This window comes from Streptomyces sp. NPDC051183 (assembly GCF_040682455.1).
Lineage (GTDB): Bacteria > Actinomycetota > Actinomycetes > Streptomycetales > Streptomycetaceae > Streptomyces.
Genome location: NZ_JBFBBA010000020.1, coordinates 1 through 13,856 on the forward strand (window position 1 = coordinate 1; position 13,856 = coordinate 13,856).

A 13,856-nucleotide genomic window follows, 5' to 3' on the forward strand; every position below is an offset into this window, starting at 1 on the left:
GCACCGCAGAGGAGGTCCGCGACCAGCGGGCCGTCGCTCTCGCCGAGGCATACGAACGCCACCCCGCACGCTTCGCCCGCCGACCGAAACCACCCGAGATACCCAGCCAGGTCTGGATCAACGACCCAGCCAAACGCAGAGAACCCGAACCACAAGGTTCATAGCACCACAAACATCTCATTTGACTTGACAACTACCGAAGCCCAGAGCGGGTGTCGAGTTCGATTCTTGATCGGTGACCCGTCCAGTCCGGTCACTGCGGCGCGTGAGGCTGAGGAAGACGTGCCGCTAACGCTGTCCACTCGCATCGCCGTCACGTTGAACGAGCTGGAAAAGCTGCGGGACGTCACCGGCGTCGAGAGCCGCTTCGAGACTGGTCACGTCAATCTCTCGGTCTTCCGCTTCGATGACGAGATGATCGTGACCCCGATTCTGGCGCGCAGAGTCGGGCACGATTCCCCGATGATGCACCTGCGACGCGGCCAGACGGACGGCATGTTCGACCGCTTCGCGGCACACGTCGAGGAACTGTGGAGCCGAGGACGCGACATCAGGAAGACCACTAACGATGGCCAGGCGTGACTACGAAGACGACCCCACCGCCCCTGAGGCCAACAGCCTCGTACCGGCCGCTTCGGCGGTCGTCGTAGACGAGAGCGGAAACGTGCTGTTGCAGAGGCGCACAGACAACGGGATGTGGGCCCTACCCGGCGGCAAAATGGATCTAGGCGAGACCATCGGAGACTGCGCGGTCCGTGAGACGTTCGAGGAGACCGGAATCACCGTCGAGATCACGGGCATCGTCGGGACCTACACGAACCCGGGGCACGTGTTCGCCTACGACGACGGCGAGGTCCGGCAAGAGTTCTCCATCTGCCTGCTGGGCCGACCCACCGGGGGAGCGCTACGCACCTCGGACGAGTCGTTCGAGGTGGCTTGGTTCGCTCCGGATGCCATAGACGCCCTCCCGATGGTGCCAAGCATCCGCAAGCGCATCAACGACTGGAGAGCCGGACAGGGCCCCTTTGTCCGTTGACGCCAACGGATTCTGGACGCGCCAGAGCCCCGGTTCCAGACTGCGGAACCGGGGCCGTGTGCTTCGGGACGGTCTACCGTCAGAAGATCAGTGCGCAGAACGACCAAGGCTGACCGACGACTCCCCCCGGAATGCCGTCGGTCAGCCTCATGTGCGCAGGTCAGTCAGCCAGCGGCAGGTACAGCCGGTTGCCTGTGGCCGCGAACTCCGCCGACTTGCTGAGCATCCCCGCCTGGATCTCCTCATCCGTGGCCGAGTCGTCCCCGCCGAACTGCTCTGTGATGCTTCTGCTGATCTTCATCGAGCAGAACTTCGGCCCGCACATGGAGCAGAAGTGCGCGGTCTTGGCCGGCTCGGCCGGGAGGGTCTCGTCGTGGAACTCCCGGGCCGTGTCCGGGTCGAGGGCCAGGTTGAACTGGTCCTCCCAGCGGAACTCGAACCGCGCGTCCGACAGTGCGTCGTCCCACTCCTGGGCGCCCGGGTGACCCTTGGCCAGGTCAGCGGCGTGCGCAGCGATCTTGTACGTGATGACACCGGTCTTCACGTCGTCGCGGTTGGGCAGGCCCAGGTGCTCCTTGGGCGTGACGTAGCAGAGCATCGCGGTGCCCCACCAGGCGATCATCGCGGCGCCGATGCCCGAGGTGATGTGGTCGTAGGCGGGCGCGACATCCGTGGTCAGCGGGCCGAGCGTGTAGAACGGCGCCTCCTCGCAGATCTCCTGCTGGAGGTCGATGTTCTCCTTGATCTTGTGCATCGGGACGTGGCCCGGGCCCTCGATCATGGTCTGCACGTTGTGGCGCTTGGCGATCGTGTTGAGCTCGCCCAGCGTCTTCAGCTCGGCGAACTGCGCGGCGTCGTTGGCATCCGCGATGGATCCGGGGCGCAGGCCGTCACCCAGCGAGTACGTGACGTCGTACGCCGCGAGGATCTCGCAGAGCTCCTCGAAGTTCGTGTAGAGGAAGTTCTCCTTGTGGTGCGCCAGGCACCACGCGGCCATGATCGAGCCGCCGCGCGAGACGATGCCGGTCTTGCGGCGGGCGGTCAGCGGCACGTACGGGAGCAGCACGCCGGCGTGGACCGTCATGTAGTCGACGCCCTGCTCGGCCTGCTCGATGACCGTGTCCTTGTAGATCTCCCAGGTCAGATCCTCGGCACGGCCGTCGACCTTCTCCAGCGCCTGGTAGAGCGGCACGGTGCCGATCGGCACGGGCGAGTTGCGCAGCACCCACTCGCGGGTGGTGTGGATGTTGCGGCCGGTCGAGAGGTCCATGACCGTGTCGGCGCCCCACTTGGTCGCCCAGGTCATCTTGTCGACCTCCTCCTCGATGGAGGAGGTGACCGCGGAGTTGCCGATGTTGGCGTTGACCTTCACCAGGAAGCGCTTACCGATGATCATCGGCTCGATCTCCGGGTGGTTCACGTTCGCGGGAAGCACCGCACGACCTGCGGCGATCTCCTCGCGGACGACCTCGGGGGAGACGTTCTCGCGGATCGCGACGTACTCCATCTCCGGGGTGATCTCGCCCCGGCGGGCGTACGCGAGCTGCGTGACGGCAACGCCGCCGCGGCCGCGGCGGGGCTGTCGCGGGCGGCCCGGGAAGACCGCGTCGAGGTTCTTGAGGCCACCGCGGGGCGAGGTGTGCTTGATGCCGTCGTCCTCGGGGCGCACGGGGCGGCCCGCGTACTCCTCGGTGTCGCCGCGGCCGATGATCCAGTTCTCGCGCAGGGGCAGCAGGCCCCGGCGGACGTCGGTCTCGATCTGCGGGTCGGTGTACGGCCCGGACGTGTCGTAGAGCGTCACGTCCTTGCCGTTGGTGAGGTGGACCTGGCGGACCGGCACCCGGATGTCCGGGCGGGAGCCCGCCAGGTATCCCTTGTGCCAGCCGGGCTGGCGCTCGGTCTGGCCGTCGGTGTCCTGGCTGACGGCAGGCGTGCGTGCGTCCTGAATGGTCATGAGACCTGATCTCCCTACGCCGGCATTACCCGGTAACAGGTTCGGCGGTCGACGCAGCCTCTTCCCGTACGCATTCACTGCGCGTACGGTGATCAGCGCCCTCTCAGCCCGGTGCTCCGAGCTCCCGCGTTGTGCAAAGGTGCCCCCACGCTAGCGTCATGTGTGGCGTGCTGAACAGTGGGCCCCCTCATCTGTTGCGATGATCTACCGGTGACGTCCTCGCCGCAGCCTCCCGCCGAGCCCACTGACCCCACGGGTCACACAGGTCATGCCGACCATGCGCATGCGGGCCCCGGGCACTCACACGGGCACTCCCACAGCCACGGTCCGGCGGCCCCCGTCTCGAAGCACCTGCGCAAGGTGATCGCGGCCGTGCTGATCCCCTTCGCCACCGCCGTCTTCATCGGCATGGTGGTGCTCTGGCCGGGAGGTGCCCCCGCCCACGAGCGCTCCGGGGTGGGCTTCGACCGCCAGACCCAGCAGGGCAAGGTCGTCTCGCTGGCGCGGGTCGACTGCAAGTCCGTCAACGCCTCCCAGGTCCCGACCACCGGCGACACCTCCACGCCCGAGGGCCGCGAGGCACAGGCCGCGCAGACCGGTGAGTGCAAGAAGGCCACCATCGAGGTCGGCACCGGGCCGGACAAGGGCCGCACCTTCATCGAAATCGTCCAGCCGGGCGCACCACGGCAGTTGAAAGACGGTCAGGAGGTGGTGGTCGCCTACGCACCGGACGCCCCCAGGGACCTCCAGTACTCCGTGATCGACGTGAACCGGAAGTTCCCGATGGCGCTGCTCGCCGGGATCTTCGCCGTCGCGGTGGTCCTGGTCGGCCGGATGCGGGGGCTGTTCGCGCTCATCGCGCTCGTCGTCAGCTTCGGCGTACTGACCCTCTTCATCCTCCCGGCGATCCTGCAGGGTTCGAACCCGCTGGTCGTTGCGGTGGTCGGGGCCAGCGCCATCATGCTGATCGCGCTCTACATGTGCCACGGTCTGACGGCTCGTACGTCGGTCGCCGTCCTGGGCACGCTCGTCTCACTGCTGCTGATCGGCCTGCTGGGCTCGCTGTTCATCGGCTGGGCGTTCCTCAGCGGCAACACCGACGACAACACGGGGCTGATCCACGGGCTCTACCCGAACATCGACATGAGCGGTTTGCTGCTCGCAGGCGTGATCATCGGATCGCTGGGCGTGCTCGACGACGTGACGGTCACCCAGACGTCGGCGGTCTGGGAACTTCACCAGGCCGACCCCGCGATGGGCCCCCGCGGCCTGTACCGGGCGGGCATCCGGATCGGGCGGGACCATATCGCGTCAGTGGTCAACACCCTGGTGCTGGCATACGCGGGAGCCGCGCTGCCGTTGCTGCTGCTCTTCTCGATCGCGAACAGCAGTATGGGTTCCGTGGCCAACAGCGAACTGGTGGCGGAGGAGATCGTACGAACCCTCGTGGGCTCGATCGGCCTGGTGGCCTCGGTGCCCGTGACAACGGCGCTGGCCGCACTGGTGGTTTCTGCCGACCGACCGGGATCCCCGGCCACCGGGGCGGCTCCGGGGCCGGCCCGCGGCGGCCGGGGCCGGCGTCGCAAGCGCTGAAGGATGAGTGGTGGCCCGTTGCGCGGACCGGCGTGCACGGTTGGTCGGACCGTGCGCGCCACCCGTCGTCGGGAGCGGCAAGTCGGTGCACTCAGCGCGTCGGCACGCTGAGCCGGTGGTGCGTCTGATCAGCCGGCGTCGGCCGGTATCGGCCTGTGTCGGCCCGCGTCAGCCCGCGTTCTGCTCGTTCTGCTGCGACTCGGCCAGGATCTTGCCGAGCGCCTCGTCCAGGTTCTCCTCGAAGTCGCCCAGGTTTCGCTCCTGACCGAGCGGAACCAGCCGATCGGTGCGGTCGAGGAACGCGACGAGCGGCGCCGCACTGGCACGGAAGAGTGCCCGGTCGGCCCCGACCTGGAGCCTGATGTGGACGTCCGACAGTTCCTCCGGGTCGGTGGGGGCGATGTGTACGTCGCCGTCACCGCAGGGCTTGTTGATGCCGTCCAGCAGTAGTTCCCGGCCGAACGCCCAGGTCACGGGCGCATCTCCGGGAAGGTGGAAGGTCAGGCGGATTGCGTAGGGGTCACGAGCGTCGTACCGGAGCTCCACCGGGATCCGGAACGAGAGTTCCTCGGAAACGAGGAAGCTCATCATGACCTCTGCCTGTACCGACTCGCGCATTGCCTACCCCGCTGTTGTGGAAGTGGCCAGGAATGATCCCCCAGGGCCCTCTTGACAAGAGTGGTGGAAGCGCCAGCAGATCACAAGGAGTGAGTTTTCAGATACTGATAGAGAACGAGAGGGTGCTCAACAGCGCGCCTACTTCACTCCGTAGCCGATCAACCGCATAGAGCAAGCGGGCTTCCTGGTGCAGTGGGAGAGAAATGGCCATGGTCGCAGCAGTGTCACCCGCTGTAATCGGGATCGCCGCGCACACCGTGCCCAGCGCGTACTCCTGACGCTCGGTCACCGGCTGCATCCGCTGGAAGGACGCGATGCGCTGCTCCAGCGCCCGCTGATCGGCCACGGTGTACGGGGTGATCGCCTCGACGGGGTGGCGGTCGAGGTAGTCCTTGCGCGTCTTCTCGTCGAGCTGGCCGAGCAGGCACTGCCCGATGGCGTGCGCGTGGCCGGTCTCGCGGAAATCGGCCCACTCCTCGCAGGCCGGGTTGGCCGGGGTGTCCGAGACGCCCACGACCTCGATCTCACCCTCGCGGTAGACCGCGAAGTAGACGGGGGCCCCGACCGCGTCGCGGAAGTGCGCGAGGGAGTCGAGGATCATGCTGCGACGTTTCTGCTGGAGTCCACCACCGGCCAGCCGTCCGGCGGCGTCGCCCAGGACGAACACGCCGCTCTCCCGGCGCAGGTAGCCCTCGTGGGTCAGAGTGCGCAGCAGGTGGTACGCAGTGGGAAGCGGGAGCCCTGCCTCGCGCGCCAGTTGCTTGGCCGGAGCTCCCTCGCTATGGGAGCCCACCGCTTCGAGCAGTCTCAACGCCCGCTGCACCGAACCGATCAGCGTCGGCACACCGGCATTGTGAACCGAAGACAAAGCTCACCCCCAGGCGTGGCGGCAGGCCGTGGGGGGCCCGCCCTGCGGGGGCCGCCCCCGCGTATGCCGTGGCTCCTGGGGGTCGTGCTCGGTGAGTTGCTTTACAGAACCGCGGGTCGAGGCGGCATTACCGGCTTTCGGTGCCCAGGTAACGGCACAGATTGCCACTCTATCCGCCGATTCCAGCGATGTGAGCGGTTTAGCGTGTCACGTTCCCTCACCTGGGTTAATCCCGTTACCGACCGGCTTGGGCCGATCTACCACTCGCTGGACGAGGACTTCGAGCCGCTGCCGCTGAACTTCTTCACGAGGAAGACCAGGCCGCCGACCAGGGCGACGAAGAGCAGGACGTTGAAGGCGAATCCGATCAGCGTCGCCAGGATGTGGGTGATCACACCGCCGAAGACGAGAATCACCAGCAGCGGAACGGCGACCCACTTAACCCACCAGGGCATGCCTGCGAATGTCTCTCGGATGCCGTTCATGTTCCTCAACCTCTTCCTCGTCCGTGACTTCCTGCTTCGATGCTAGGAGCCCACGGACGCCCGCGGGGGCCCACAAGCCCCCGCAGTCCCCTGACCCGCCCCCTAGGGGGATCAGGCGCACAACCCTCATTCCGGCCCCCGCCGCTCACGCCTCCGGCGGGGAGAAGACCACCATCACCTTCAGGTTCTCGGTGATGTGGTGGAACTTGTGCGGGACCCCGGCCGGTACGTAGACCACGCTGCCGTTGGCCACCGTCGTGGTCTCCATTCCCACCGTGATCGAGGCCCGGCCGCTCACGACGAAGTACACCTCGTCCTGTCCGTGCGGCTGCTGCGGGTCGCTCTGCCCCGCATCGAGCGCGTACAGCCCGACCGACATGTTCCGCTCACGCAGGAACTGCAGATAGGCGCCGTCGTTCACGGCCCGCTCCGCTTCGAGCTCGTCCAGCCGGAAGGCCTTCATCTTCGCTGTGCCCCTTGTGCTCTCTCGTACGACTGCCATCAGCAGATCTGCCGATGTTCCACCGGGATCTTCTCTGCAACGATCAGACACATGACGAATTTCGTAGTCAAGACGCTCGCCAACGCGGCGGCCCTGGCCGTCGCCATCTGGCTCCTCGCCGGCATCACTCTGGACGACGGCAGCAGCATGGGCCGCCGGACGCTCACCCTGATCCTGGTCGCGCTGATCTTCGGCCTGGTCAACTTCATCGTCAAGCCCGTGGTGAAGCTGTTCTCCCTGCCGCTGTTCATCCTCACCCTCGGTCTGTTCACCCTCGTCGTGAACGCGCTGATGCTGATGCTGACCTCGTGGCTGGCCAAGCAGTTCGACCTCAGCTTCCACGTCGACAACTTCTGGACCGCGGTCGTCGGCGCCCTGATCATCTCCATCGTCTCCTGGGCCGTGAACATGGTCCTGCCCGACAAGAACTGAAGCGCCCGCATGTACCGCGTGTGCTTCGTCTGCACCGGCAACATCTGCCGCTCGCCCATGGCCGAGTCCGTCTTCCGCGCCCGAGTCGCCGAGGCCGGACTCGACCACCTGGTCGAGGTCGACAGCGCCGGCACCGGCGGCTGGCACGAGGGTGACGGCGCCGATGCGCGCACCGCCGCCGTCCTGGAGGCCGCCGGGTACGAGCAGGACCACCGGGCCCGGCAGTTCCGGTCCTCCTGGTTCGCCGACCTCGACCTCGTCATCGCCCTCGACGCCGGGCACCTGCGGGACCTGCGCGCCCTCGCCCCCACCCCGCAGGACGCCGCCAAGGTCCGGCTGCTGCGGTCGTACGACCCCGCGGTCCCGGCCGCGGGGGCCGACGTACCGGATCCCTACTACGGGTCCCTCGACGGGTTCGAGGAGTGCCTGGCGCTGGTCGAGGCGGCGAGCAACGGCCTGCTGGCCGCCGTACGCGAAGCCGTGAAGGAGCCCACCACCCCATGAGCGAACACGACGGCGCCACAGCCGTACCCGACGCCCGGCTCGGCGACGGCACCCTCGCCGTACGGGCAGGCCTGCCCGAGCCCGTCAAGAACGAGCCGACCATGCCCGGTCCGGTCTTCGCCGCCCACTTCCACCTCCCCGGCGACGTCGAGGGCCCGTACACCTACGGCCGCGACACCAACCCCACCTGGACCCTGCTGGAACAGGCCATCGGGGAGCTGGAGGCCCCCGGTCAGGACGGCGTGCACACCATCGCCTTCGCCTCCGGCATGGCCGCCGTCTCCGCCGTGCTCCTCTCACAGGCGCGCACCGGAGACACCGTCGTCCTGCCCTCCGACGGATACCAGGCACTGCCGCTGCTGCGCGAGCAGTTGGAGGCGTACGGCATCCACGTGCGCACGGCCCCCACCGGCGAAGACGCGCAGCTCGCGGTCCTCGACGGGGCGCGGCTGCTGTGGATCGAGACCCCTTCCAATCCCGGGCTCGACGTGTGCGACGTACGCCGCCTCGTGGACGCGGCGCACGCCGGCGGAACACTGGTCGCCGTCGACAACACGCTCGCCACCCCGCTCGGCCAGCGGCCCCTCGAACTCGGCGCCGACTTCTCCGTCGCCAGCGGCACCAAGGGCCTCACCGGCCACGGTGACGTGCTGCTCGGATACGTCGTCTGCCGCGACCCGGAGCTCGCGGCGGGCGTCCGGCGCTGGCGCAAGATCGTCGGAGCGATCCCCGGGCCCATGGAGGCCTGGCTCGCCCACCGCTCCCTGGCCACCATCCAGTTGCGCTGCCGGCGGCAGTGGGCCAACGCCCTGGCGGTCGCCGAAGCACTCGCCGACCGCGCCGACGTGAGCGGGCTGCGCTACCCCGGACTTCCGGCGGACCCGTCACACAAGACGGCCGCCCGCCAGATGCGGGGGTTCGGATCGGTGGTCTCCTTCACCCTCCCCGACCGCGCGCACGCCGAGCGCTTCATGGCGGCCCTGCACCTGGTCGAGGACGCCACGAGTTTCGGCGGGGTGCGGTCCACCGCCGAGCGGCGCGGGCGGTGGGGCGGCGACGCCGTTCCCGAGGGCTTCATCCGCTTCTCCGCCGGAGCGGAGGACACCGAGGACCTCCTCCAGGATGTGCTGCGGGCCCTCGACTCCGCGGGTACGGGTGCCTGAAACAGCCGTGGAAAAGCGGTCCGAGCCTCCCCCCAAGTGGCTCGGACCGCTTCGGGTTCCGCGCGCGAAGAACCACCTGCACAAGGCTAATTGACTCTGTGTCAGAGTCCAATCACGGTAACGACAGGACCCTATCGGCATATTTATAGTTGAAGGCCCCCACCGAGAGGGGCCGTCATGGACCTGGCCCTGCTGCGCACCTTCGTCGCCGTGCACCGGGCCGGCTCGTTCACCCGGGCCGCCGCGCTCCTCGGGCTGTCACAGCCCGCCGTCACCTCGCAGATCCGCACGCTCGAACGCCAACTGGGCCGGCCGCTCTTCCACCGCCGGGCCCGCGGTGTCACCCCCACTGCCGTCGGCGACGAACTCGCCCACAAGGCCGCTCCGCACCTCGACGCCCTGCTGCGGATCACCGAGTCGGAGCGGGAGGCCGCGGGTACGGCACGCACCCTTCACCTCGCCGGACCCCCCGAGTTCCTGAGCCTGCGCGTACTGCCCGCCCTCGCACCGCTGGTCGGCCAGGGCCACACCCTGCGCACCGCCCTGCTGGCCGACGCCGCCGAGACCCTCGAAGGGCTCGCCGCCGGGCACCACGACCTCGTCGTCGCCACCGCCCGCCCTCGCGGAGCGCTCTTCAACGCCACCGCCCTGTGCGACGAGGAGCACGTCCTGGTGGCCGCGCCCTACTGGGCCGCCCTCGTCGATCCGGACCGGCTGCGCGAGAGCGGACCCGAGGCCCTGGAGGGCATCCCGGTCGTCGAGGTCCACGAAAGCCTGCCCCTCGTCACCCGCTACTGGGCCACCGTCTTCGACGCGCTGCCCGGTACGGCGGCCACCGTCGTCGCCCCCGATCTGCGGGCCGTGGTGGAGTGCGTCCGGGCCGGCGCCGGGCTCGCGGTGCTGCCCCGCTACCTCTGCCAGGACGCTCTGGACCGGGGGCAGGTCGTCGCGCTCCTGGAGCCCGCGGTACCGCCGTTGCGCACCTGGTTCCTCGTCGTACGCAGCGGCAGCCTCGCCCTGGCCCACCTCGCGAGGGCTCATGAACGGCTGCTGAGCGCCGGCGCACACTGGTGAGCCATCGGGTTCCGGCCGCCGAGGCGTTTCAGAAGGGGAGTCCTGGGCCACTCTTCTCCCATGACCGAACGTCCCGTGGTCAAACGCACCGCCCGCGCGATCCTGCTCGACGGTGACGACCTGATCCTCATCAAGCGCACCAAGCCCGGCGTCGATCCCTACTGGCTCACTCCCGGCGGCGGAGTGGAGTCCTCGGACGCCACCGTCGTCGACGCCCTCCACCGCGAGGTCCACGAAGAACTCGGCGCGAAGATCACCGATGTGGTGCCCTGTTTCGTCGATACCGTCGAGCACATCGCCGACCGCGGGGTGACCGGGGTCAAGGTGCAGCACTTCTTCGTCTGCCGCCTCGAATCCATGGACCCCGGCCTACGGCACGGCCCCGAGATCGACGAGCCCGAGGGCGAGTACGAGATCGTCCGCGTGCCCTTCAACCGCGTCGGCATCGCCGCGGTCCACCTCGTCCCGCTGTCCCTGCGCCACTACCTCGACGGCAACATCGAGGGCGTACGTGCCATGCACGCCCCCGACCTGGGCTGACCCGAGGCCCGAACCGACACCGACGCAACGGAGTGCAGGCGCCTGCCGGTCTCAGCCGGCGACGCCTGCCAGCTCCTCCACCGCGTCGTGCCGGATCCGCTCACCCGGGATCCCGATCCGCTTCAGCGCGTCCACACCACTGCGGATCATCGCCGCGGGCCCGGAGATGAAGGCGTCGTACGAGCTCCAGGGCCCGTGCGTGCCAACGGCCTGGGGCAGTTGCCCGGCCAGCCCGTCCGCGCACACCACCGGCCGTACCGAGAGCCACGGGTGTGAGCGCTGGAGCCCCAGCAAGGTGTCCTTGTCGTACAGGTCGCTGTCGCTGCGCGCACCGAAGAACACCTCCACCGGACGGCGTTCACCGTGCTCGGCCACGTCCTCGATCAACGCCTTGATGGGCGCGATTCCGGTGCCGCCGCCCAGGCAGAGCATGCCGTTGTCGGTGCTGTGGTCCACGACCATCGAGCCGGCCGGCGGTCCGAGCCGCAGTACGTCCCCGGGCCGGGCGTGCCGTACGAGCGCGTTGGAAACCCAGCCCGCCGGGACGGCCTTGACGTGGAAGGACAGCAGCCCGTCGGCGCGCGGCGCCGAGGCGAAGGAGTAGTGCCGCCACACCCGCGGCCACCACGGGGTCTCCAGGCTCGTGTACTGGCCCGCGAGGAAGGCGTACGGCTGGTCGGGGCGGACGGTGATCACCGCGATGTCCGGGGTGCGCAGGTCGTGGGAGACCACCTCGGCGTGCCACCACGGCGGAGCCTTCACCTCGTCCTCGGCCGCCGCGTCGATCATGATCTGGGAGATCGAGGTGTACGCCCGTACCCAGGCCGCCTCGGCCTCCGGCCCCCAGGTGAGTTCCGCGTACCGGGCCAGCGCCCCGATCAGGGCTTCGCCCACCACCGGGTAGTGGCCCGCCACCGTGCCGTATTTGCGGTGCCCGGTGCCCAGCCTGCGCAGGTACGGGACGAGGACATCGGGGTCGTCGATGTGCTCGGCGGCGGTCAGCAGCGCCTTCAGGAGCCGGTCGCGCTGCGCGTCCATCGCGGCGGGGAACATGCCCCGGACGTCCGGGTGCCCGGTGAACACCAGGGCGTAGAAGTACGAGGTCACCTTGTCGGCGACAGGTGCGATCTCCGCGAGCGTCCGGCGGATGAGTACGGCATCGGGGGAGGGCTCGGTCGCGCCGCCCCCGGAGGGTATCCGAGCCGGCCTCCGTCTGGCCGGTCTGGTGGGCGGAGCGTCCATGCGGTGCCTCGCTTCGAGCATCTCGGTAAGGTCTGCACGCGCCACGGCCTCAGATCCGTGGTTCCGGGTTTCACAGCGTGCCAGCCCTACCGAGGGCTTGCGGGGAAATGCGGGAATTCCGCGTTTCGAACCCACTTTCCCCTTAAGATGCCTCAACTCCCGGGCGTGCCAACCCCGCCAGCTGGTATGCCTCCCGCAGGTCCCGGCCCGTGTAGACATGGGTCGCCCGCTCGGCCAGATACGGCCGCGCATTGACCGCCACCGACCGGGGCACCGCGTCGAAGAGCGCGGCATCGGTCCGGGAATCCCCGTACGCGACACAGTCGCTCCGGCTCACCCCGAACTGCGCGCACAGCCTGTCCGCCACCATGACCTTGCCCTCGGGCGTCAGGATGCCCGCCGCGTCCACGGGCCGGGTGAACGGCACCTCCGGGAAGAGCGAGCCGTGCGCGGCATGCGCGCCCCACTCCAGCAGCAGCTCGACGAAGAAGGACGGCGACAGCGAGATCACCGCGCAGTAGTCCCCGCGCTCGCGGATCTCCTGCCACACCTCGCGGATCCCGGACAGCCACGGGGAGCCGTCGAACGCCGCCCGGACATGTACGGGGGTCAGACCGGACCAGAGGCCCTGCGCCGCCACCGAGAACTGGTGCGGCCCGATCTCCTGCGCGCCGAAGGCCCGCTCCAGCTCGGCGATCTCGGCCGTCAGTCCGAGCTGGCGGGAGATCTCGACCGGCGCGGCCGAGCCGTACATCAGTGTCCCGTCGAGATCGAAGAGGTGCAGGGTGCTCATAACCGTCGAGGCTAGTCCGTCGCCTGCGCGCGAAACAGGATGTTTCACGTGAAACATCGACCCGATTCACGCGGAGCACCCTCGTGTTTCACGTGAAACATCCAGTTCCTAATCCCCTGGACGACCCCCGGCCAATGATCCAGTCTGGGCCCGTGACACCACCACATCTCAGTGAACTTCCGATCCGCGCACTGACCGTGGACGACCTCCGCCACTGCGCCGATCTCTCCGAAGACCGCGGCTGGCCGCGCGAGGACCACAAATGGGGACTGCTCCTCGCCGCCGGAAACGGCTACGGCATCGACGCCCCTGACGGCCGGGGGCTCGCCACGGCCTGCGTCGTCACCCGGTACGGGCACAACGGGACCGATCCGGAGCTCGCCGCCATCGGGATGGTCCTGGTCGCCGACCGCTACGCCCGCCAGGGCCTGGGCCGGCGTCTGATGACGTACGTCTGCGATGACGTCCTCAAGGGCGTTCCACTCACCCTGCACGCGACACCGTACGGCCGCCCCCTCTATGAGGAGCTCGGTTTCGACACCACAGGACGCGCCGAGATGCTGCGCGGCACGTTCCGCCCCGACGACAGCGCTCCTCCCCCTGAGGACGGCGTCACGGTCCGGCCGGCCGCCGGCGAGGACGTCTCCCGGATCCTCCGCCTGGACAACGAGGTCTTCGGCACCGACCGGACCCACCTGATCACCCGGCTGCCCGCCTTCACGGACAGGTTGCTGGTCGCCGAGGACCCCGCCGGCGAGCTGATCGGGTACGCCGCCATCTGGCCCAACATGGAGACCCATGTGATCGGCCCGCTGATCGCCCGCGACCAGGTCACGGCACAGGCACTCGTCACCGCTCTGGCCGCCACGACCGAGCGGCCGCTGCGCACCGACGTCGACGTACGCCACGAGGAGCTCCTCGCCTGGCTCAAGGGCCGCGGCCTCGACTCCGTGGCCTTCAACGCCGTCATGACCCGAGACATCCCCGGCCTGCCCGGCGACTGGACCCGTCGCTGGGCTCCGCTCACCGTGGCAGCCGGTTGAGGAAGGACC

At 68.8% G+C, this 13,856-nt stretch carries 16 protein-coding genes and 1 riboswitch; of the genes, 9 read left to right on the top strand and 7 right to left on the bottom strand.

The window, feature by feature from the left end:
- The first annotated feature begins 228 nt into the window (after positions 1-228).
- Both AB0M99_RS19005 and AB0M99_RS19010 read left to right on the top strand, forming a co-directional pair.
- Positions 229-582: a hypothetical protein gene (locus tag AB0M99_RS19005; protein WP_365921795.1), complete on the top strand. Its 354-nt coding sequence runs from the start codon at positions 229-231 to the stop codon at positions 580-582.
- Positions 569-1,036, top strand: a complete 468-nt coding sequence (locus AB0M99_RS19010; protein WP_365921797.1) for an NUDIX domain-containing protein — start codon at positions 569-571, stop codon at positions 1,034-1,036. The genes AB0M99_RS19005 and AB0M99_RS19010 overlap by 14 nt, the downstream gene beginning before the upstream one ends.
- A gap of 160 nt (positions 1,037-1,196) precedes the next feature.
- Here the strand turns inward: AB0M99_RS19010 and thiC are convergent, their stop codons facing one another.
- On the bottom strand, positions 1,197-2,990 hold the full coding sequence (thiC, locus tag AB0M99_RS19015) for a phosphomethylpyrimidine synthase ThiC (protein WP_365921799.1): 1,794 nt from the start codon (positions 2,988-2,990) through the stop codon (positions 1,197-1,199).
- A riboswitch (TPP riboswitch) is annotated at positions 2,985-3,128 on the bottom strand. (Overlaps the previous gene by 6 nt.)
- 39 nt (positions 3,129-3,167) lie before the next feature.
- Between thiC and AB0M99_RS19020 the strand changes: the two genes are divergently transcribed.
- The gene (locus AB0M99_RS19020) at positions 3,168-4,583 is read left to right on the top strand and encodes a YibE/F family protein (RefSeq protein WP_365921801.1); all 1,416 of its coding nucleotides are present in this window, start codon (positions 3,168-3,170) and stop codon (positions 4,581-4,583) included.
- 168 nt (positions 4,584-4,751) lie between these two features.
- Here AB0M99_RS19020 and AB0M99_RS19025 read toward each other — a convergent pair whose 3' ends face one another.
- The 4 genes from AB0M99_RS19025 to AB0M99_RS19040 form a co-directional block, all read right to left on the bottom strand.
- Positions 4,752-5,201, bottom strand: coding sequence for an SsgA family sporulation/cell division regulator (locus AB0M99_RS19025; protein ID WP_365921803.1), 450 nt, complete (start codon positions 5,199-5,201; stop codon positions 4,752-4,754).
- A gap of 97 nt (positions 5,202-5,298) precedes the next feature.
- On the bottom strand, positions 5,299-6,036 hold the full coding sequence (locus AB0M99_RS19030; RefSeq protein ID WP_365922035.1) for a helix-turn-helix domain-containing protein: 738 nt from the start codon (positions 6,034-6,036) through the stop codon (positions 5,299-5,301).
- Positions 6,037-6,326: 290 nt separating this feature from the next.
- On the bottom strand, positions 6,327-6,554 hold the full coding sequence (locus tag AB0M99_RS19035; protein ID WP_365921805.1) for a DUF5326 family protein: 228 nt from the start codon (positions 6,552-6,554) through the stop codon (positions 6,327-6,329).
- A gap of 145 nt (positions 6,555-6,699) precedes the next feature.
- Positions 6,700-7,017: a cupin domain-containing protein gene (locus AB0M99_RS19040; RefSeq protein ID WP_365921807.1), complete on the bottom strand. Its 318-nt coding sequence runs from the start codon at positions 7,015-7,017 to the stop codon at positions 6,700-6,702.
- Between the two features lie 90 nt (positions 7,018-7,107).
- Between AB0M99_RS19040 and AB0M99_RS19045 the strand changes: the two genes are divergently transcribed.
- The 5 genes from AB0M99_RS19045 (at position 7,108) to AB0M99_RS19065 (ending at position 10,769) form a co-directional block, all read left to right on the top strand.
- Complete coding sequence (locus tag AB0M99_RS19045) at positions 7,108-7,488, top strand: phage holin family protein (RefSeq protein WP_365921809.1); 381 nt, start codon at positions 7,108-7,110, stop codon at positions 7,486-7,488.
- 9 nt (positions 7,489-7,497) lie between these two features.
- Positions 7,498-7,992 carry a low molecular weight protein-tyrosine-phosphatase gene (locus AB0M99_RS19050; protein ID WP_365921811.1) on the top strand — a complete coding sequence of 165 codons (495 nt, stop codon included), beginning with the start codon at positions 7,498-7,500 and terminating at the stop codon, positions 7,990-7,992.
- Entirely contained in the window at positions 7,989-9,155 is a 1,167-nt protein-coding gene (locus AB0M99_RS19055) for a cystathionine gamma-lyase (RefSeq protein ID WP_365921813.1), read from the top strand. Before AB0M99_RS19050 ends, AB0M99_RS19055 begins: the two co-directional genes overlap by 4 nt.
- 177 nt (positions 9,156-9,332) lie before the next feature.
- Positions 9,333-10,229, top strand: a complete 897-nt coding sequence (locus AB0M99_RS19060; protein WP_365921815.1) for a LysR family transcriptional regulator — start codon at positions 9,333-9,335, stop codon at positions 10,227-10,229.
- Between the two features lie 60 nt (positions 10,230-10,289).
- Positions 10,290-10,769, top strand: a complete 480-nt coding sequence (locus AB0M99_RS19065; RefSeq protein WP_365921817.1) for an NUDIX hydrolase — start codon at positions 10,290-10,292, stop codon at positions 10,767-10,769.
- Between the two features lie 51 nt (positions 10,770-10,820).
- On the opposite strand, the gene AB0M99_RS19070 is transcribed toward AB0M99_RS19065, so the two are convergent.
- A complete protein-coding gene (locus AB0M99_RS19070) occupies positions 10,821-12,230 on the bottom strand; it encodes a globin domain-containing protein (RefSeq protein ID WP_365921819.1) in 1,410 nt (469 codons plus the stop codon).
- A complete protein-coding gene (locus AB0M99_RS19075) occupies positions 12,154-12,804 on the bottom strand; it encodes a haloacid dehalogenase-like hydrolase (RefSeq protein ID WP_365921821.1) in 651 nt (216 codons plus the stop codon). Before AB0M99_RS19075 ends, AB0M99_RS19070 begins: the two co-directional genes overlap by 77 nt.
- A 152-nt stretch (positions 12,805-12,956) precedes the next feature.
- On the opposite strand from AB0M99_RS19075, the gene AB0M99_RS19080 reads away from it, so the two are divergent.
- The gene (locus AB0M99_RS19080; protein WP_365921823.1) at positions 12,957-13,847 is read left to right on the top strand and encodes a GNAT family N-acetyltransferase; all 891 of its coding nucleotides are present in this window, start codon (positions 12,957-12,959) and stop codon (positions 13,845-13,847) included.
- Positions 13,848-13,856: the final 9 nt, after the last annotated feature.